Source organism: Spirosoma rhododendri (assembly GCF_012849055.1).
GTDB classification, from domain to species: Bacteria; Bacteroidota; Bacteroidia; order Cytophagales; family Spirosomataceae; genus Spirosoma; species Spirosoma rhododendri.
On record NZ_CP051677.1, the window covers coordinates 375,933 to 397,567 of the forward strand.

Consider the following 21,635-nt stretch of genomic DNA (forward strand, 5'->3'; position numbering starts at 1 on the left):
CCAGCATTCCCTCAATTCATGTTAACACGCTGTTCCAATAACACTATTTGTAATTAATCTAAATATGCAATAGGTTTGTGCCGAAGTAACCATTCAAGCACAACCTGTTCATAATGAAGCATTTTTTTACCGTCTGTCTTCTATTTTACGGCACAACCTTATTTGCACAAAGGGGTGTCATCACCGGCACCATCTCCGACGAGTCGGGAAAAGCAATCGAGTCGGCACACGTTCAGATCGGTGGTACCGACAAAGGAACATCAACTTCAGCAACGGGCGATTTTCAGCTTAGCAATCTTCAGCCCGGTTCATATCAGCTTATCGTGACGGGTGTCGGCTATCAGACAATCAAACACAGCGTAACCGTTAGTGAGGGCAAAGAAGCGACGATTAAGCTGGTCCTGCGCGAGTCGATGCAGCAGTTACAAACGGTCGAGATTGTCGGTCGGAAAGAAACGACGTACAAAAACGACGTGTCGTTCATTGCCAGCAAAACGGCCACGCCCCTGAAAGATATTCCGCAGTCTATCGCTTACGTAACGAAGGAGGTTATGCGCGATCAGGGTGTGTTCACGATGGGCGACGCGGTGAAAAATATGAGTGGCGTCAACCAGTTTACGTTCTACGACGACCTGACTATCCGGGGCTTTCGCATGAATGGTGGCAGCACTACCCAACTCTTCAACGGGCTGCGGACGTTCTCGGGGTTCTGGAAACAGTCGCCGGTCAATTACCTGGAGCGGGTCGAAGTGGTGAAGGGGGCAGCGTCAGCACTGTACGGCAACTCGTCGCCGGGCGGAACGATCAACCGGGTAACGAAAAAGCCGTTGACCACCCCGCAGAAATCACTGATGTTTACCATGGGCAGCTTCAATACGACCCGTGTACTGGCCGATTTTACGGGGCCGATGAACGACGCCAAAACGCTGCTCTACCGCCTGAATATCGGCTACGTCGATGCCCAGTCGTTCCGCAATTTGCAGTTCGACAAAAACCTCGTCATTGCGCCGTCGGTATCGTTTCTGCCCACCGACCGCACCCGGATTAACGTCGATCTGGTCTACAACAAATCAAACAGCCGACTCGACCGGGGCCAGTCCGTCCGGGGCAACGACCTGTATTCGAGTTCGATAGCTACCGCGCTCAACGCCGTCAACGACTATCTAAATCAGGATACATACCTGATTACGACCTCGCTTAACCACCAGTTTTCACCCCGCACATCGATCAATCTGGCGCATCTGCGGACGGGCTACACGGAAGACTTGCTCGAACACCGGAGCAGCAACGTCAACGCCGTTGATTCAGCAGGGGTCGCTATTGAGAATCTGGTGGGTCGACAGGTATTCGTGCGGCAAACGAAGTCGTTCATGGATAATCTGTCGGTGTTCCTGAACCACAACGCCACGCTGGGCAAGACCGAACACAAGCTGGTGGTTGGGTACGATTACATTCAGTCGACAACGCCGAAGGGGGCCGGGCAGCAAACGGCGAGCGGCTACTTGCTCAAAGCGGGCGGGTCAGCGGCTTACAACCCGAGACAGGCCAGTCTGTACCAGTTCTACACCTACACCAGCAACGGCGTCAGCCGCAGCATTCCACGACCCAACGTGCCGTCGTACGATCTGACCCTGCAAAACAACATTCTCGAAGACCCGACCAAGTACACCTACGCATCCGTTACCAACAACGCGACGTCGGCAACGTTCTATTCGCTGCATGGTCTGTATGTACAGGAGCAACTGAAAATCAGCCGACTGCAACTGCTGCTCGGTCTGCGCTTCGACACGTACATCGACAAAAAAGGTTACACGACGACCGCCGAAACGCCCGTAACGCAGCACGCCCTGCTACCCCGCATCGGCGCGGTGTTCACGCTGACGCCCAACGTAAACGTGTACGGCACCTACACGAAAGGCTACAATCCGCAGGACCCCACTACGCAGAGCGACCCACTGTCGGGCGGCCCGTTCGACCCGATCCGTAGCAGCCTGCTGGAAGCCGGTTTGAAAACCGAGTGGCTCGATGGTCGACTGGTTGCCAACCTGGCCCTGTACGACATCACGCAGAGCAACACGCTATATTCGGCCAATGCCGCCAACAACCCAAACCTGATGATCGCCATCGGGCAGGAGCGGGCGCGGGGCGTTGAGTTCGACGTGACCGGCAACCTGCTACCCAACTGGAATCTGATTGCAACCTACAGCTACAACGACGCCAAAATCACGGACGCCGGTACGCGGTCGACCGATCAGGTACTGGTGAACCTGCAAAAGCCCAACGCGCCAAAGCATCAGGGTAGCCTGTGGACGAAATACGTTTTCACCGCGCCAGCATTGAAGGGACTGGGCATCGGGTTCGGTGGCAACTTTGTCGATCAGCGGAATCTGTCGCTCAATAACACGCAGACGATCCCTGCCTATACCCTGCTCAACGCAGCCGCCTACTACCGCATCGACAAGTTTCAGCTTCAGCTCAACGTTAACAACCTGACCAACGCAACCTATTGGGTAGGCGGCTACGACTACCTGCGCCTGTTCCCCGGTGCCCCCCGCAACCTGATGACAACCGTATCATATACCTTCTAATTGCTAGTTCAATGTTTAACGTCTAACGTTTAAGGTTATTAACCAGTTGACAGGCAACCTTAAACAGTAGACATTGAACCTTGAACCCCATACCATGAAGCACCTCGCTATCAAACTGCACCTGTGGCTGGGGCTGGCGTCCGGGCTGGTCGTGTTTATCGTGGCCCTGACGGGGTCAATGCTCGCGTTTCGGGACGAGCTCGAACCATTGACCAACGCCCGGTTTTTTACGGTGTCGTCACCGACGAACGGGCCGCGACGACCACTCGATCTGTTGGTAGCGACAGCGACGGCGCAGTTTCCGGGCAAGCCAGTTAGTAAGGTGATCGTGGAAGACCAGCCCGACCGGACGGTGATTGTTGAGCTGAAGCAAAGCAAAAAAGCAAAGGACGTGCTGGCCGTCGCGCTCGACCCGTACACCGGGCGGGTGGTGGCGACGCGGGTGGAAGAATCAGCCTTTTTCCCGACCGTATTGCGACTGCACCGGTACCTGTGTCTGGGTGAAACGGGCAAAGTCATCACCGGCATTTCGTGCAGCCTGTTCCTGGTTATCATGCTGACGGGGCTGGTGCTGTGGTGGCCGAACCGCAAAAACCGGGCGCAGCGGTTTCGGATTAAGTGGAACGCATCGTTCAAGCGGCTCAACTGGGATTTGCACGCGGTCGTGGGTTTTTACGTGCTGCCGTTCATCTTCCTGATCGCATCGACCGGGCTGATCTGGAGCTACAAATGGGTTAATAACCTGCTGTTTTTGGCCCTCGACGGTAAACCACAGACCAAACGCGAAGCCCCAGCCAACGCATCTGCTCCGGGCGAAGCAGCTACCGGGCGACTAACGCAGGTGCTGGCCCAGACCGACAAGCAACTCCCCCACCCCGGCCGTATTACGCTGACATTTCCCGAAACCGACAGCCTGTCGCTGACCGTCGCGAAAGTCGACGAAACAGCCGCGGTCAGCAACATCGTCGATTTTCTGTATTTCGATTTGCGCACCGGCCTCCCCACCGGGCAGCGGCTCTACGACGAGGAAACGCGGGGCTTCAAAGCCCGGCGGCTCATTTTCCCGGTTCACACGGGTAGTATGTTCGGCTGGCCCACCAAACTCATCGCCCTGCTCGTGGCCCTGCTGACGGCGACCCTCCCCCTCTCCGGTGCTTACATGTGGTGGCAAAAGCGCAACCGGAAAAGCAGGCCGAAGCCCATACGCATACGCCCGCAACAGATCGCGCCGGTGTAGCCCAGCGACTTGACAGTGAAGAATCTTTCTAAATAGCTTGTTTAGAATCGATCTAATCGGTTACTTTGGGTCATAGTCAGCATTCACCCGTAATCAGTTCGTTATCGTGCCTGTCGTTGCTACGCCCTCTGCCCACTGGATTGAGATTTTCCGAACCGACAAGGGAAGCGTTTACCAATGCGACCGTACCAGCCGACTGATTCTCGAATTCTGGGACACGCATACGGCGTTTTCGGCGCGCGATTTCGCTCAGTTCCGGCGCATGGTCGACACCGTCGATGTGCGGCAAATGGCCCTCAGCACCGATTCGGAGTACGACGTGGAGATTCTGACGCCCCCCCGTTCGGAGCGTTGCTACGTACTGACGCTGTGCGAAGTCGTTCATCTGCGCGAGTTGCTCAACGGTGCCCAGCTTATGCTGGAGCTGAACAGTATGCTCCGCGAATGCGGCTGCTCGCTGGCCTGACAGCTACGACTGGACTAGTTCTATCTTTGTTTACAATCAGTCAATTCCATCCATACGACTGCCGTATCGTGCTTTCTTTACAGGGCGAAACCGCAGTTACCCACTAAGCTAGAAAACAAATGAAAGACCTGGTAAGACTCCGTTCGTCGGTTAAGGAGAGCGTCGAACTGGCCCTGAATCAGCAGATTCAGATGGAAATGGTTTCATCCTCGAAATACCTCGCGATGGCAGGCTGGTGCGACCGCAACGGCTTCGATTACAGCGCGGGCTTTTTCTACAAACAGTCGGACGAAGAGCGGAACCACGCCATGAAAATTTTCCACTACCTGAGCGATCAGGGCGGTACGGCGCATTCGCCCGAAGTACCGGCCGTCGAGCAGGAGTTCGACTCGCTGCGGGCCGTATTCGAGGGCGCGCTGGAGCAGGAAGTCGCTGTAACGGATTCGATCAACCGCATTATCATGGTTTGTCGCCGGGAAAATGATTTCGCTACCGACGAACTGATGAAGTGGTATGTGAAAGAGCAAATGGAAGAGGAATACATCGCCCGTCGCTGCCTCGACCTGTTCGACCAAATTCCGGCCGACCAAATCTTCGAACTCGACAAGCAACTTGCCAGCGTTACGTACGACGGTAATCCGTTTGAGTAGCCAATCAGACTAACAAAAAAGGGGCCGGTGAAACTGAGTTTTACCGGCCCCTTTTTTGTTACCATAAAAAAATAAAAAGACACATAAAATATCACCAATCAAACACCTTATTAAGTACAAATACTCAACTATTTTGATAAAACTATTCCAATATTACGCATTTACAAGTATACATTTTTATTACCATTATATACTAATGTATCAAAAAATTGCCTGATTATTAATAACTATAAAAAATTTTAAAAATTCATCACAACTTACTGATTTGCAATAATTTAACTATACAAGTATACTCGATTTATTAATCATTTTACTACCGACTTACCACGAAAAAGGAATCGATTTTGTGATTTTCTCTATTCTTAGCGAGCGGCATAAAAATATAACTTTTCCGCTGTAGCAGCCAGTAATTATCGAACCCTGATAGTCTCAATGTATGCCTATAATAATGCAGGGGCTTTTTATTATTAATCGTAAAAAACAAACAATAAAATTTTTTCTACCCGACACTTATTGCCAATACTTTATTTATCTATTCCCTATCAGGTATACATAAAACCTTGCACATAGCTTAGCGTATATATGATGATATCGATTTTACAGATCGATAAACATGTACTCTTCTTTTATCAAAACAGATCAACTTCTTATGACAACAAAAATTACTTAATCCGCGATCAGGCAAGTCAGTATTCAGGTGGACTAAGTTAACACCTACTGGTTTCCAGACTATTAGAAATCAGCCCACTGATTTATGCCCGGGTATGGCAATGACTGCCAGACACCCTCCCCGACTCATTGGCTATCCGAGTGACGCCCCCTTTACGTCGCCAATAAAGGCCCGGTGGGATAGCGAGTCGTTCATGCGTCGGCTTATCGAATGGAGCAGCCCCGGTTAGTCCGGTACGTTTTCAAAAAACGTCCGCGATTAACCGCCGGATACAGCTATGCCCATTGCTTCGGGCAGTACCGCATATGACTGCGGCTCCAGGGTTCAGCACTACCAATTCTCTCTGTTTTGGCTAATCTGTTTTTACCACACATGCTATGATTGAGTTCTTACTTCTGCTGGTAGGCCAGCTACGAAGCTACGTGCGTAGTCTTCTTTGGCCTACGGCTAGTTCAGTTTATCAGTCAACACAACTGCGGTTGTGGCATCAGCTTCTCTACGTATCGATAGCTACCAAAAACCGGCTCTATGCGATTGGCTTCGCGCTCTTGCTTTTCCTGCCGATGGGAGCCCACGCGCAGCTTATCAGCGTTACTACGCCGACGTCCATCTGCGCAGGGCAATCTACGACGCTGGATGTTGCGATTAAACTTCCGGTGGGAACATCGCTCAATGCGCTGGCAATCACGGCAACAGCCCCAGCCGGGCTGACCGCTACGGTTAACGCGCTGACAAGCAACACCAGTGCGACGATTAGTGTTGCCACATCACCTACCCTCACGACGGGCACCAAGTTATTGTCGGTAACGGCATCGCTCTTGGGCATACCTACGTTGACGGTCGATGTTCCTATTACTGTTACCGGATTACCCGTGGTATCGGCCATTACACAGCCGGTTGCTGCGTCCGTTGGCTCACTGCTGACATTGGGTAGTTGTCCGATTGGCAGTGCACTTAGCTATACGGTTACGAATAGCGGCACAGGCGCGGTCATTGCGACTGGCGGCACAGCTCCGCTATTACTCGACGCCAGCGTAGCTGGCCAATCTGTTCGTATTGCCTGTAATGGTACCTGCGCCGGACAGCCAACTACTCTGGCTTTGCCTAACATCGCTGGCCTATCGCTCGCTGCGCCAACGGCTAGTATCTGCGTGGGTCAACCCCTCTCGCTGACGCTGCTGCCAACGGGCATCGACCTGACGCAAGCCGGCATCACCCTGACGGCCGCTACCCCATCGGGTGCCCTGACGGTCGGTGCCCTGGGACCCGACGGTGTGCTCACCGTCAGCGGGGGTAACCTCACCGTGGGCAACCCCACCTCGGTCACCGTTACTGCCCTGCTCAACAACGTTCCGCTGGCTAGCGCCACGGTCGGCGTGAATGTACTGGCTCAGCCAGCGGCACCCGCCCAGCCCGGCACCATCACCACGACGGTGGGCAGCGTGCTTTCGCTGACAGGCCTGTGCCCAACGGGTACTACCCTCACTACGGGGGCGCTCATCGGCAACGGCATCATCTCTGTGCCCACCCTCACCGCTGGTACACAGAGCCTGACGGTGCTGTGTTCGAATGGCACTTGTCTGGGCCTGCCGACCATCGTCAACGTGAACGTCGTCACGCCGATCATTTCAGCATCGGCAAGTGCAGCTATCTGCCTGGGTCAGCCCCTGTCGCTTACCGTATTACCGGCTAACTTCAATCTGGCTGATGGCATCGTTTCGATTGCTGTATCCGGACCGGTTGGTATATCGGCCAGCGCGATCGACAACAACGGTGTCATTACGATCACTGGCCTGCCAGCCGGTAACCAGAACCTGACCGTCACGGCCAGTGTTGCGGGCGCGCCGGTAGCGTCTGTCCAGGTTCCCGTAAGCGTCAATACCGTACAGCCGCCGACGGTTGTCACAACTACGGGTGGCACCTATCCAGCAGGGGTAAGCTCACTGTCGGTTACTCAGAACACGGGTAGCGTATTATTCACAGTAAGCTGCGCCAGTGGTACGTCGAGCTATACAGGCACGGGAGGAATTACCGGTTCCGGTGACTTCTCTGTCGCAACTACAGCGACTGGCGTATACAACTACTCGGTTGTCTGTACCAACGCACCCTGCGTTAGTGCGGCTACGGTCGTCAGTGTATCTGTCGTCTCACCAGTCAACCAGGCGCCAGTGCTGACAGGTACGCCCATCACCAGCCCGCAGACGGCAACGGTCGGTGCAGCCTTCTCGACGCCGACCGCCTACGCCTTCAACGATCCCGATGGTGGGCCACTGACTTACTCGGCTAGTCCGCTGCCTGCTGGCATCACCATCAACCCGCAGACGGGTGTGATCTCAGGCACGGCTTCGACGACGGTCGGTTCACCCTTCACCGTCACGGTGACAGCGACCGATCCGCAGTCAGCTAGTGTCAGTGCCAGCTTCGTGCTCAACGTGGTCAACCCCGTGGCGCCCAACCAGGCACCGGTGCTGACAGGTACGCCTATCACCAGCCCACAGACGGCTACGGTGGGTGCGGCCTTCTCGACGCCAACCGCCTACGCCTTCAACGATCCGGATGGTGGGCCGCTGACCTACTCGGCTAGTCCGCTGCCAGCGGGGATCACCATCAACCCGCAGACGGGGGTGATCTCGGGCACGGCTTCGACAACGGTGGGTGCGCCTTTCACCGTCACGGTGACAGCGACCGATCCACAGTCAGCCAGTGTCAGTGCCAGCTTCGTCTTGAACGTAGTCAATCCGGTAGCGCCAAATCAGGCACCCGTGCTGACGGGTACGCCCATCACCAGCCCACAGACGGCCACGGTCGGTGCAGCCTTTACCACGCCGACGGCCTACGCCTTCAACGATCCCGACGGTGGGCCGCTGACCTACTCAGCTAGTCCGCTGCCTGCTGGTATCACTATCAACCCGCAGACGGGGGTGATCTCGGGCACGGCTTCGACAACGGTGGGTGCGCCTTTCACCGTCACGGTGACAGCGACCGATCCACAGTCAGCCAGTGTCAGTGCCAGCTTCGTCTTGAACGTAGTCAATCCGGTAGCGCCAAACCAGGCACCCGTGCTGACGGGTACGCCCATCACCAGCCCACAGACGGCCACGGTGGGTGCGGCCTTCTCGACGCCAACCGCCTACGCCTTCAACGATCCGGATGGTGGACCGCTGACCTACTCGGCTAGTCCGCTGCCTGCTGGTATCACCATCAACCCGCAAACGGGGGTGATCGCGGGCACGGCTTCGACAACGGCAGGCTCGCCATTCACGGTTACCGTCACGGCAACCGATCCCCAGTCAGCCAGCGTGAGCACCAGCTTTGTGCTGAACGTAGTCAACCCTGCGGTTGTCAATCCGGGTGCTCCGTTTAGCATCACGAGCGTGACAACGAACAACTGTCAGGTGATATTTGCCGGGGAACGTCAGGTAACGTTTACGCCGAACTACGCTGGACTTAATGGGCAGACGGTTACCTTCCGGGTAGTCAACGAGACTATGCCAACCACCGCTGCCGGTCCTTACACGTTGCGGCTATACACCGACAACCCGACCATTCAGTTGCGGGCTACGCAGGCTGGAAGCTCGAACGAGGCTAGCTTCAGCTACAACTGGCTGGCAGCTTGTGGCAACACCACGCCAACCAATCAGGCACCGGTGCTGACGGGTACAGGTATCACCAGTCCGCAGACGGCAACGGTGGGTGTCGGTTTCACCACGCCAACGGCGCAAGCGTTTAACGATCCGGATGGTGGACCGCTGACCTACTCAGCTAGTCCGCTGCCAGCGGGGATCACCATCAACCCACAGACGGGGGTGATCTCGGGTACGGCTTCGACAACGGTGGGCTCGCCATTCACCGTCACGGTGACGGCAACGGACCCCCAGTCAGCTAGTGTGAGCACCAGCTTTGTGCTCAACGTGGTCAACCCGGCGGCTGGTAACCAGGCTCCGGTGCTGACGGGTACAGGTATCACCAGTCCGCAGACAGCTACGGTGGGCGCGAGCTTCTCGACGCCAACGGCCCAGGCCTTCCGCGATCCGGACGGCGGCACGCTGACCTACTCAGCTAGTCCGCTGCCAGCGGGGATCACTATCAACCCACAAACGGGTGTGATCTCGGGTACGGCTTCGACAACGGTTGGTGCGCCATTCACCGTCATCGTGACAGCGACTGATCCGCAACAGGCTAGCGTGAGCACCAGCTTCGTGCTGAACGTGGTCAATCCGACGGCACCGACGACAGCCTGCGGCAGCACGAATCTGGATGGCTCACCCCTACGGGCGATCATGCCAGGCTTCAACTGCACGCAGCTGAAATCCTCGGGTAACATCCAGTTTATCGCCACCGGTGGTAGCGCGACGGGTGGAGCCATCGAGTTTAAGGCGATCGGCGTTACCGACTGGACCACCAACTGCCAGCAGATCATCGACCGTGAGACTCGCACCGCCTGCGATGCCGCGCCGATTGAGATTCAGGTTCGTCAGCTGGTCAATGGTAGCTACATCTACGGTACCTCGTATGTGTTCGACATCCGCAGAGAGTGTCCGATAGCCGGTTGCGGTGGCCTGCCAACGCCAAACCGTGCACCAGTTGTCAGCGCGGGTATCCCAAATCAGGTAGCAACGGTTGGTCAGGAATTCAAGTACGCTATCCCGGCCAACGCGTTTGTTGATCCTGACGGTGACGAGCTGCTGTATACGGCGAGCCGCTTGCCCGACAGTTTCACGTTCAGTAGTGGTTTCTTCGGGGCCTACCCAACCACGGCGGAAGTGATCTCGGTAACGGTAACGGCCTACGACAACAGTGGTGGCCAGGCATCGACCAGCTTCACGATCACGGTCAACCCGAATCCGTCGACGCAGCCACCAACGACGCCACAGCCACAAACCTGCGGCAGCACCAACCTGAACGGTTCCGCTCTACAGGCTACGGCACCGAACGTTAACTGCGAGCAGCTCAAAGCCTCGGGCAACATTCAGTTTACCGCCACCGGTGGTAATCCAAACGGTGGAGCTATCGAGTTCAGAGCCATCGGCGTTACCGACTGGACCACCAACTGCCAGCAGATCATCGACCGCGAAACCCGCACCGCCTGCGATGCCGCGCCGATTGAGATTCAGGTCCGGCAACTGGTCAACGGTAGCTACGTCTACGGTACCTCGTATGTGTTCAACATTCGTCAGGTTTGCCCAATAGCTGGCTGCGGAGCCGCTCGGGTGTCTGCCGAAGCGAAAACGCCACTCGACGTTCGGGTACTGGGCAACCCAACCCGCGACGAGTCGATATCGGTTGATATTCAGCATGCCGAGGGCCAGCGCCTGCACCTGATGATTACCGATACGCAGGGCTTCACGGTTAGCGAGCACACGGTTGAGAGTGCTGGCGCTGTTGAGCACCAGACGCTTAAGCTGGGAAGTCAGGCGGGTATTTATCTGCTGCGCGTTTCGACTCCGACTCAGCTGCAAACGGTGAAAGTGTTGAAGCAGTAATGTAGTCTGCTTAGTAAACAGGGAAGGCCCGACTCACTACTGAGTCGGGCCTTCCCTGTTTATATACTACCGGAACCGCTTACTGGTACCCCCGCGCCTGCAACCCAAACAGTTCGGCGTAGCGGCCACCCTTTTCCAGCAGCTCATAATGGCTACCGATTTCGAGCAACGTGCCGCCCGACGACGGCCCGGCGCTTCCCAGCACCAGAATGCGGTCGGCCATCCGGACGGTGCTGAAGCGGTGCGAAATAATCACCGACGATCGCCCTTCCGTGAGCTGCGCGAATCGCTGAAACACTTCGTACTCAGCCCGGGCGTCGAGAGCCGCAGTGGGTTCGTCCAGAATAATCAGCTGGGCATCGCGCATGTAGGCCCGCCCCAGCGCGACTTTCTGCCACTCCCCACCCGACAGTTCAACGCCTTTACCAAACGAACGGCCCAGTTGCTGATCGTAGCCCCCGGCCAGCTTGGCAATGACCGTGTCGGCCAGGCTTCGCTCCGCCGATGTTTCGATGCGCGGCTGATTGGTTCGCTCGTCGATATCCCCACCGCAATGTTGACCCCGGCCGACATTTTGAAGCGGGTGTAGTCCTGAAAGATAACGCCGATGTTGTGGCGCACCTCGTCCAGATCGTACTCACGCAGGTCGTAGCCATCGAGCAGAATCCGGCCTTCGCTGGGGTCGTAGAGCCGGGCCAGCAGCTTGACGAGCGTTGTTTTTCCCGCGCCGTTTTCGCCCACCAGTGCCAGCTTTTCGCCCGCATGCAGCGTAAAGCTCAGGTTACGCAGCGCCCACCGATCCGAGTTGGTGTACTTGAACCCGACGTTCTCGAAAACGAACCCGTCCCGAATCGGATTGGGAAACGGACGTGTCGTTTTGGGTGAATGAATCAGTGGTCTGATCGCCAGATAGTCGAACAGGTCCTGTAGGTAAATGGCTTCCTGGGTCAGACTACTGAACTGAAGCAGAATCCCTTCGAGCGACGACCGTACCTGCCGAAACGAACCGGCCAGAAACGTCAGGTCGCCCAGCGTAATCTGCCCGGTCACGGCCCGCAACACAATCCAGACGTAGGCCCCGTAGTAGCCCGCCGTACCGAGTCCGGTGAGCAACACTCCCCAACTGGCCCGGCGAAGTGCCAGCGCTTTGTTTTTCTGGAAAAATTCGTTCGACAGCGACCGAAACCGGTCGATCAGGAAATTTGACAGGCCAAAAATCTTGACCTCTTTCGCCGTTTCATCGCTAGCCCCCACGTAGCGCAGGTAATCGAGTTCGCGCCGTTCGGGCGTCCAGGAGCGGGTGAGTGAATAGCTTCGCTGGTTGAAGTAGTTGTCGCCGATAAACGAAGGCGTCACGGCCAGCAGAATCAGCAGCAGCAGCCAGGGGTTGTACACCGCCAGACCAGCCGCCAGAAAACCAATCGAGATCAGCTCCTGCACCTGCCCGAATACGCCGGAGAGCAGCACCGTCCGGCCCGAGGTCTGCCGCCGGGCGCGTTCGAGCTTGTCGTAGAAAGTCGCGTCTTCAAACTGTTCCAGATCGAGCGTAGCCGCGTGCTCCATCAGCTGCACTGAGATACGGTTGGCGAGCAGATCGCCCAGCAGCCCGTCGAGCAGCGACACCGCCCGGCCAATCGCCATCGATAGAATTGCCAGCCCAAACTCAGCCCCGACCAGCCACCAGAGCTGCGTCGTATCGTCGGGGCCGGATTGCCGACTCAGCAGTACTACCTGATCGATAATCAGCTTGCCGACGTACAGGGTCGTGGCGGGCACGGCCGCCCTGACCAGTCTCAGTACTGCATTGCCTAAAAAAAGGCCCGGCGATGTTTGCCAGACCAGCCGAAAAAAGGCGGGTAGATTTCCCAGTGCCGCAAACCGCTCGCGCCAGCTAACGTCTTCTTTGTCAGTTGTATTTGTCGATTTATTTTGTCTTGCCATATACTAGAAAGACAAGCCCCAATCGGGATTAGTTCGGGAGCAGAAAGGCCATGTAGTTATCGGGCGAAACGACGTTCATATCCGTTCCCGGATAGGCTTGCTGGAACGTAGCTGGGAAGCGTGCTTTGGCGCGCACATTCCACTTAAACTCAAATGCAGTTAGTTTGCCCTGCTCTTCTTCCAGCCAGTCAATTTCCTGTTGCTGTGTCGTTCGCCAGAAATAATAGTTAGGCTTTCGCCCTGCATTCAGATTCGCTTTTATCCGTTCGGAGATCATGAAATTTTCCCACAGCGCGCCCGTGTCAGCGCGCAGGTCCAACGGATTGAAATTTTTGATGATAGCGTTGCGAATGCCGTTGTCGTAGAAAAACACTTTCCGACTTTTTTTCAACTCATTGCGCAGATTACGGCTCAGCGCATGCACCTGAAACACAACAAATACCTGCTCCAGTAAGCCGATGTATCGATCTACCGTTGCGGGGTCGGTTCCTACGGTTTGCCCCAGTTCGTAGTTAGACACTTCGCTTCCTACCCGCAATGCCAGCGCAAGCAATAGCTTTTGCAAGACCATTGGTTTGCGGATATCCTGTAGTTTCAGAATGTCTTTGTATAGGTAGCTGTCAGCCAGTTCAGCAAGTCGGCGATCGGAATCGGCAGGATTGAGCACGACGTCGGGGTAAAAACCGTAAATAAGGCGTCGTTCCAGCAACCGCCCTTCCTCCCGAACCGATGTTTCGGCGGCCAGTTCAGCAGTTGAAAACGGTAACAGCCGGTAGTCAAATTTTCGGCCTGTCAAGGATTCCTTGATCCCCCCGGACAGTTCGAGTGCCGATGAGCCGGTGGCGATAACCTGCACATCGGGCAATTGGTCGACCAGCAGTTTTAGCGTCAGCCCGATACTGGGCACGCGCTGCGCTTCATCGATAACCACCAGTTTACTCGCTCCAACCAACGCCCGAAGCTGCGTACTACTCACATTATCGAGGTCAGCCCGATCGTCGGGTTCATCGCAGTTCAGCCAGAGAACTGCCTGTTGAGCCTGTCGGGCTATTTCCCGTAGTAGCGTCGTTTTGCCGACCTGTCGGGGTCCCGTCACTATAATTGCTTTTCCTTTGTATAATGCCAACTCGATAGCATTCATCATTAGCCGTCTAATCATAAATTATAGCTTATTTTTCAGACTATACTCGTAAAAATAAGCTATAATTTATGATTAGGCACTATTCCTAGCACTCAGCCGATGCTAAGCTGACTGATTTTCGAACTCGGTTAGACTGCTGATCATACGCTTGCTGGTATTAGTATTCTGAGCTTCAGCGCTGGCATCAGGGGTTTCAACTACGTATATTCCCGCAATGCAACCTGTTCACTACCAGAGGCTATGGTTTTCTCGTCTTTGTACACTCCGCACCCGTCCCTGCAATCCTTCATCCGGTACTACCATATTCTTCATGTCCGCCTAGATGCACGCACGGCAGGCAGCGCGCTGCCAGTCAAACCATACCCACCGGCGACGGAGCAGTGCTTGTATTTCTACCCCTACGACCAGCCGCACAGTGTCAAAGCAGGCCATACGTTGCCAGAAGGTGCCGCTCCGGCTATTATCGTGGGGCAACCGCTTACCCGGATGAATATCACCATCAACCCAAACTACCTGATGCTGAAAGTCAGCTTTCAGCCGGGCGGCTTGTTTCGGCTGCTGGGTGTGCCCATGCACCTGCTGGTCGACGGACACGCTGATCTGGAAGCAGTTACGGGCAACACCGTACGGGACCTACACGACCGATTGCCGGAAGCCGACAGCTACGCAGCCATGATCCGGCTCGTCGATACGTTTCTTCGACAGAAAGCGGCTCAGTGCCGCCAGCCGGAATTACCGATCGACAGGGTGGCCCGGCAGATGCTCCAGCCGATGGGTCATCATCAGCTCGATAAATTCGCCGATGACGCCTGTCTGAGTGTCCGCCAGTTTGAGCGTAAGTTTCGCGAACGACTGGGGATCAGCCCGAAACTGTTTCTCCGGATTACCCGCTTCCGCGAAGCCTACCGACTCCGGGAGCTGAACCCGACCCGCTCGTGGCTCAACATTGCCTACGACTGCCAGTACTACGACCCCAATCACCTGATCAAAGACTTTCAGCAGTTTGCAGGTCCCAGTCCGACCCAGCTGTTCGACGACGAACTGGCCCATCGGGCGTTTTTCGCGCCATCGGCCCTGCGCCCCCACCTGCGCTGAAGTCGTCGTTTTTTTACTATGCACTCCATACGTGCGTTGCTCAATTTTGCCCGACAATCGCACAACTATGGAACAATCGGCTATGTATCTCCGCCGGGCGGCAATCGGCTATCTGCTGGCCGGGGCTGCCTTTCTCGTCTTTGGCTTCCCGTTCTGGTTTTTACACGCCGTCGATAGAATGCCCGCCGGTCGGTTCGTTCTGCCCTTCTTCTTTGTCCTCGACGACCCACTGGCAGCTTTCCGGGCGAGCTGGATGCAGGTGCTGACGAGCCTGGGTTTACTGGTTGGTGCCATCTCGTTCTGGCAGGCGGGCGAGCCAATCGGGTCTGGCCCGAAACGAACATTGCTTATCGTACCGATGGCGGGTGCCCTGTCGTATCTGCTGGCCGTATGGATTCTGCTTCCCTTTGCACCAATGGGTGCTTTTCTGAACGGGCTGGGCATGATTCTGGTCGGGTACGCGAGCCTGAAAGCCGCGATCTGGACGGACTGGAAACGCTATGCACCACTCATCGCGGGCCTTTTCCCTTTTGTGTTCATGTTTCCGCTCCGATTCCTGACGGGTGCCCGGCCAGCCGCCGTCATCGGTTTATGGGGATTTGCCTGGATACTACTGGGCGTCGCTTCGTGGTTACGATCGAAGGAGATAAAACCGGTTCAACTCACCTGACCCACAGCAGAATCGGCAATTAAGTGTCTGGTAATGTGCTATGTTTTCCGCAGAATCCGTACCTTTTGCAACCGTACTGATAGCACAATATCCTCACATCAAACCGACTCATTACCGTGAAAACCATGTTGCTCTCGCTTGGCCTGTGCCTTGCCCTGACCGTAGCCCGGTCGGCCGTTCCCTGCACCGACGAACCAGCGGGTATCAAGTTTTTTACCGGCTCGTGGAAAGCCGTACTGGCTGAAGCCAAACGGCAGAATAAGCCCGTCTTTGTCGACATCTACACGACCTGGTGCGGCCCCTGCAAGCTGATGGCCAAAGAAGCCTTCCCTAATCCAAAAGTTGGTGAGAAGTTCAACACCAGCTTTGTCAGCTACCAGATCGACGCCGAAAAAGGCGAGGGTATCGAGGTGGCGAAAAAGTATGCCGTCGACGCCTACCCAACGGCCCTCTACGTGTCGGCAAGCGGTGATCTGATCCACCGGGCTGTCGGTTACGGCGGTATCAAAGGCATGATGGAAGAAGCGGAGAAAGCCGTATCGGCCAGTAAAGAGAGTGGCTCGATCAGCGAAATGGATAAGCAGTTTGCCGACGGGAAACGTGACACCGACTTTCTGGCGACTTATCTGCAAAAGCGGGCTAAAGTGGGGATGCCCAGCCCCGAAGCCCTCGACGCTTATCTGAAAGCCGTTCCTGAATCCGACTGGTCGTCAGACCGTAATACGGAAATCATCATGGGGAATCTTACCTCGGCCAACGCAAAAGGCTACAGTTTCCTGCTGAGTCGGCTACCCTCGATGCGAATGTCTCCGGCAGGCCGACCGCTGATGATGAGCCTGCAAAAAGCCGTACAGGCCGATTTTCGTCAGGCAGCCCAGCAGAAAGACGAAACGCAGCTGGAGCAGACGATTAAGCACAATGCGGAATTTATGAACGCGATGCGTCCGCAGTCAGAAGCAGCCCTAAAACAGATCGCCGACAGTCAGCGTATGCGCTTTTACCAGCAAACCGGCAACTACGATAAGTACCGCCCGCTGGCCGTTGCGGAGGCTACCAAACTGATGGATATTCCGGCCGATTCGGTGAAAGCGCGTAACGAACTGGGGCTGAAACGATTCCAGTTGCAGACCGCGATGATGCCCGATTCGGTTAAAAACAGCGCCGGTTTCAAAAAGTACGCCGAGAGTATGAAAGCCGCCGAAACCGAGCGCGTAGCGATGGGGCTCAACAGCCTGGCGTGGGCGTATTATCAGTCGATGCCCGACAAAAAGGATCTGGCGCAGGCCCTGAGCTGGTCGGCGAAATCGCTCGAGTATAAGCGCATACCCATATATCTGGACACCTACGCGCATCTGCTGGGCAAGCTGGGCCGTAAAGACGAAGCCTTAAAAACGGAGCAGGAAGCACTCGACAAAGCCAAAGCGGCCGGTGAAGACGTGGCCGATTACGAAAAAGGCATCGCCGAAATGAAATAGTGGTAGGCCAGCATAAACCTGAAGCACGAGTCATCTCGCGCTTTATCGTCAAAACACGCTACGGCTTACCTGCTACCCGATAATTCACAGTACACCAGTCTACTTTCCCATAAACGTTACTACTATGTACGCACGTATTGTTCGCGCTTCACTAACGGCCGAGACGGACGAGGAAGCTGTTACGTATTTTCAGGACACCATACTGCCTGCTCTCAAGCAACATGCCGGGTTTGCGTCCGGGTATTGCTTCTACGCGCCGGCAGACCATCATGCGCTGATGGTGTCGGTTTGGGAGTCGGAAGAAGCCCGCCACAGTGCGGAAACCAGCGGTTTACTCGGCCAGGCGGTCAGTCACCTAGGCAACTACTTCAACGGCAAACCCACCGTGGACTATTATCAGGTAACGGTTTAGACCGGCTCGCATAAACTAGCCGTTAAACCTAGATCGGTACATAATAAAACGCCCGCTGATGGATCAGCGGGCGTTTGTGTTTGACAGTGCCGGTATGTACAGCCAAACACGTATTCATTCGTCACGCTGGTTATTTTTTTCCCATCTCACACACCAATCACCACCATTTACACCGCTGTATACCCGGCCGAAAACCTTGATTACCAATCCATAAAGTTCACCGCCACATACAAACTATATAGTTATATTTTGTCCTTTAATTACCATTAACACGATTCAAGCTCCTCACGTCAACCCGGCTCATTACTGTGAAAACATTTCTGCACTGGTTCAGCCTCTGCCTGACCGTCACGGCTACGTTTGCAGCCGCCCCCCGCACCGACGAACCGGCGGGTATTAAGTTCTTCACCGGCTCGTGGAAAGCCGTGCTGGCCGAAGCCAAACGGCAGAACAAGCCCGTCTTTGTCGACATCTACACGACCTGGTGCGGCCCCTGTAAGCTGATGGCCAAAGAAGCCTTTCCCAACCCGCAGGTGGGCGAAAAATTCAACAGTAGTTTCATTAATTACCAGCTCGATGCGGAAAAAGGTGAGGGTATCGAGGTGGCGAAGAAATACGCCGTCGACGCCTACCCAACGGCCCTCTATGTGTCGGCAAGCGGTGATCTGATCTACCGGGCTGTCGGCTACGAAGGTATCAGAGTCATGATGGAAGAAGCCGACAGGGCGTTGACGGGTAAGCGGGATACGTACACGCTGACTATGATGGAGCAGGACTATGCTGCGGGCAAACGTGACACCGCTTTCCTGGCCGCTTACCTGAAAAAGCGTGCGTCAGAACAGAAGCCAGACAACGACGCGCTGATGGTGTATCTTAAAGCGATTCCGAAAACCGACTGGACATCAAATGCAGCGCTGAATATCATTGCCGGTAATGTGGAGCGCTATAGCGAACCGTTGATGGCGGTACTCTTCCCGAAAATGCTTCAGCTGGTAACCGCTACTGATGGCGAAACGGTATCGCTGCACAGCACAATCGGCCGTGGTGTACGTGCCATGAACGAGGACCATTTCAAACAGGCGATCAGTAAAAAAGACGAAACAATACTGGCTGAGGTGATTAAGGTAAACGAAGCTTATCTGGAAGCCATGCGTGGTAAGCCAATACCACCAGATCGGGCGGAGCAAATTGCCAACGGCTACCGAAATCACTTCCGCCAGCAAACGACAGGCAGTGATAAGTGAAATGACCACGCCGAAAAGGCTTCGGCACCGCCCGGTCTCAATCAGCATACGAAACAAGTATCGAAGCAAAAACGCCCGCTGATGGATCAGCGGGCGTTTTTTGTGGACTATTGCGTAGGCGTGTCGACGTTGAACATGTTGGTTCGTTCCTCGCGCTTCCGCATACCAAAATTGTAGCGAACCGTCAGCCCAAACCGGCGCGTATCGTTTCGGCGCAGCCCGTTGGCCTGAACGCTGCCCTGTTGCAGCGCAAACTGATAGTAGTTGGTAAACAGCAGGTCGTTGGCCGTGAGCGTCACCAGCAGTTTATCCTGCATGAATTTTCGGTTCACGCTCAGGTTCAGCGCGCCGAAATTACTGAGTTCATAGAACTGAAGCTGCCCCCTGGTGCGGAAAAAAGCGTTCAGCGTCGCCGTCGATCGTTTATCGATTTTGTAGGAGTGAAACGTGAAAAACGACCAGCTGCCCCGCTGAAAACGCAGCGGCTGGTTTTCGTAGGTACCCATGTAGTCGTTGTAATTGTACTGCGCACTCGCCAGAAAAAAGTAACGACCCACCGGCGGAATGACGCCCAGCACCCGGAAATACGTTTCGCGATTGGTGCCCAGATTGTCGTAGGTGCGGTAGGCAATGCTTCGGTTGGCCGGGTCCTGATAGACGACACTAGTAAAAATATCGGTGGTGTAGTTGCGGCCGATGGCAAACAGGGGCCGGTCTTCCACGCTGATGTTGGCTTCAAAATTTTCGGTAAACTGGGGCCGCAGGCTGGGGTTCCCGGCCTGATACAGATACTGATCGACGTACTGGGCGAAGGGGTTCAGGTATTCGTAGGCGGGCCGGGTAATCGACCGGCGGTAGACGAGGTAACTGCGCAGTTCGTAGCCCGCAATCTCCACCAGTTTCCGGCTCAGGAACACGTACGGAAACAGATCGGTCCGCCGAATTTTAAAGGTGGTATCGGCCGGTACGTACTGCCGCCCGTCCATGTTGGTATTCTCCAGCCGGACGCCCCCTTTGAGCAGAAAGGCACCGAACGGTTTCGACACCTGCACGTAAGCCGCGTTGATGTTTTCGTGGTAGTCGTACTGGTTGGTGCGGGCGCGGCTGGGCAGGCGCGTTTGCCCCACGACGTTGAAATAAGCCGCGTCGCTGGTGAACAGTTGCACGGTTGTTTTGGCCCCCGTTTCGAGCGTCAGGTCGGGGGTTAGTTTATACTTCAAATCCACCTGCGCGGCTATAAGGTGCCGCTGATTGGTAAACGAACCATCGCCAACCGTCGTCTGCCCTTCGGGCTGGATGTAGCGCGTCGAAAAGTCCTGCACCCCACGCGTACCGATGAAACCATACGATACATCGGTGGTCAGTTCCGAACCGACCGTGTCCAGTTTAAGGCTCGTCGTAAACCCCTGATTGAACGACAGAATCCGGTTCCGGTTATCGACCGTGTTGAGGTTGTCGGCGATCAGCCGCCCCGTACTGACCCGGCTGATCTGGTTGGCATTGGTCGCTTCGGCATTGGCTTGATTCCACGAAAACCGCCCGTCGAAGTTGATGTCCCACCGGCGGGAGGGGGCAAAACCCAGCCCGTAGCCCACATACAGCACCTGACCGGGTGTAGTCGTGTAGGCGTCCTGCCGCAGCACCGAGTCGGGCGAGAAACGCCGGTTGGTCTGAATCTGCTCGTAGCTGTTGCGGTTGGTAAAATTGAGGTTCAGGTAAGCCGTACGCCCGTTGCGCATGCTGTTGATATTGACCCCGGCAAACTGATTCCCGAACCGCCCCTGGTTGACGCCCGCATTGACCGAGCCAGTCAGCCCGATGTTAACGCCTTTTTTGAGCACGATATTAACGATACCTCCGCTCCCGCTGGCATCGTACCGGGCGGAAGGCGTTCGCAGAATTTCAATCCGGCTGATGCTGTTCGGGGGCAGGCTTTTCAGGATCGACGCCATATCTGACGCGCTCAGTTTCTGCTCCCGCCCGTTGATGTAGATCGTTGCGGGGTTTGTGCTGCTGAGGTACACGTTGCCGTCGGGATCGAGAAATACGCCCGGCGTTTTTTCCATAATCTCGTAGGCGCTCGTGCTGGTGGCGGCAATCGGCTCCGGGTCCACGATCGTTTTGTCGTCTTCCTGTTTTACGAGCGGTCTGGCCGCCGTTACCGATACCCCCTGAAGCATAATATTTTCAGGATCCATTCTGAACGTCAGCGCTTTCGGTCCCGCCTGCACAACCTTCTGTAGCGGTATAAAGCCGACTGACGTGGCTCGTAGCCAGTATGTTTTTCCTGTAGTTGCCTGAAAGGTGGCCAGCCCCAGCGTGTCGGTGAGTTCGTATAAGTGGCGCGTCGTGTCGGCCGGATCAGTCAGGCGGAGCGTTGCGCCGATAACGGGCTGCGCCTGCTTATCCTGCAACCGAATACGAAGCGACTGTGCCGATGAACGTAACGTGATAGTACATAAGCTCGTAAGTAGTAGAAGTGTAGTACGCAAAAACATGAAGTTATGGTTCGTAAAAGAAGGTGACAAATTAACTGGTGGGACTGCAATATGGCGAAGAACAA

At 55.4% G+C, this 21,635-nt stretch carries 12 protein-coding genes and 1 pseudogene; 10 read left to right on the plus strand and 3 right to left on the minus strand.

Annotated features, from left to right (window positions below; translation table 11 throughout):
• The first annotated feature begins 113 nt into the window (after nt 1-113).
• From HH216_RS01530 to HH216_RS01550, 5 genes are all read left to right on the plus strand, one after another.
• Complete coding sequence (locus tag HH216_RS01530; RefSeq protein WP_169549190.1) at nt 114-2,588, plus strand: TonB-dependent receptor; 2,475 nt, start codon at nt 114-116, stop codon at nt 2,586-2,588.
• Between the two features lie 94 nt (nt 2,589-2,682).
• A complete protein-coding gene (locus HH216_RS01535; RefSeq protein ID WP_169549191.1) occupies nt 2,683-3,825 on the plus strand; it encodes a PepSY-associated TM helix domain-containing protein in 1,143 nt (380 codons plus the stop codon).
• 106 nt (nt 3,826-3,931) lie between these two features.
• Nucleotides 3,932-4,291, plus strand: a complete 360-nt coding sequence (locus HH216_RS01540) for a hypothetical protein (RefSeq protein ID WP_169549192.1) — start codon at nt 3,932-3,934, stop codon at nt 4,289-4,291.
• Between the two features lie 119 nt (nt 4,292-4,410).
• Entirely contained in the window at nt 4,411-4,941 is a 531-nt protein-coding gene (locus HH216_RS01545) for a ferritin (protein WP_169549193.1), read from the plus strand.
• A gap of 1,047 nt (nt 4,942-5,988) precedes the next feature.
• Nucleotides 5,989-11,094 (plus strand): putative Ig domain-containing protein, encoded by a 5,106-nt coding sequence (locus HH216_RS01550; RefSeq protein ID WP_169549194.1) that lies wholly within the window; start codon nt 5,989-5,991, stop codon nt 11,092-11,094.
• Nucleotides 11,095-11,173: 79 nt separating this feature from the next.
• Here HH216_RS01550 and HH216_RS01555 read toward each other — a convergent pair.
• Nucleotides 11,174-13,035: pseudogene (locus HH216_RS01555) on the minus strand (ABC transporter ATP-binding protein).
• Between the two features lie 28 nt (nt 13,036-13,063).
• Nucleotides 13,064-14,194 (minus strand): ATP-binding protein, encoded by a 1,131-nt coding sequence (locus HH216_RS01560; protein WP_169549195.1) that lies wholly within the window; start codon nt 14,192-14,194, stop codon nt 13,064-13,066.
• 222 nt (nt 14,195-14,416) lie between these two features.
• Here HH216_RS01560 and HH216_RS01565 point away from each other — a divergent pair, with 222 nt between their 5' ends.
• From HH216_RS01565 to HH216_RS01585, 5 genes are all read left to right on the plus strand, one after another.
• Nucleotides 14,417-15,271 (plus strand): helix-turn-helix domain-containing protein, encoded by an 855-nt coding sequence (locus HH216_RS01565; RefSeq protein ID WP_169549196.1) that lies wholly within the window; start codon nt 14,417-14,419, stop codon nt 15,269-15,271.
• 67 nt (nt 15,272-15,338) lie between these two features.
• Entirely contained in the window at nt 15,339-15,941 is a 603-nt protein-coding gene (locus tag HH216_RS01570; protein WP_169549197.1) for a hypothetical protein, read from the plus strand.
• Nucleotides 15,942-16,066: 125 nt separating this feature from the next.
• Nucleotides 16,067-17,416 (plus strand): thioredoxin family protein, encoded by a 1,350-nt coding sequence (locus tag HH216_RS01575; RefSeq protein WP_254448803.1) that lies wholly within the window; start codon nt 16,067-16,069, stop codon nt 17,414-17,416.
• A gap of 124 nt (nt 17,417-17,540) precedes the next feature.
• A complete protein-coding gene (locus HH216_RS01580; RefSeq protein WP_169549199.1) occupies nt 17,541-17,828 on the plus strand; it encodes an antibiotic biosynthesis monooxygenase family protein in 288 nt (95 codons plus the stop codon).
• A 308-nt stretch (nt 17,829-18,136) separates the two neighbouring features.
• Nucleotides 18,137-19,072: a thioredoxin family protein gene (locus HH216_RS01585; RefSeq protein WP_217371890.1), complete on the plus strand. Its 936-nt coding sequence runs from the start codon at nt 18,137-18,139 to the stop codon at nt 19,070-19,072.
• Nucleotides 19,073-19,179: 107 nt separating this feature from the next.
• Here the strand turns inward: HH216_RS01585 and HH216_RS01590 are convergent, their stop codons facing one another.
• Nucleotides 19,180-21,564 (minus strand): outer membrane beta-barrel protein, encoded by a 2,385-nt coding sequence (locus HH216_RS01590; RefSeq protein ID WP_254448637.1) that lies wholly within the window; start codon nt 21,562-21,564, stop codon nt 19,180-19,182.
• Between the last annotated feature and the right edge of the window lie 71 nt (nt 21,565-21,635).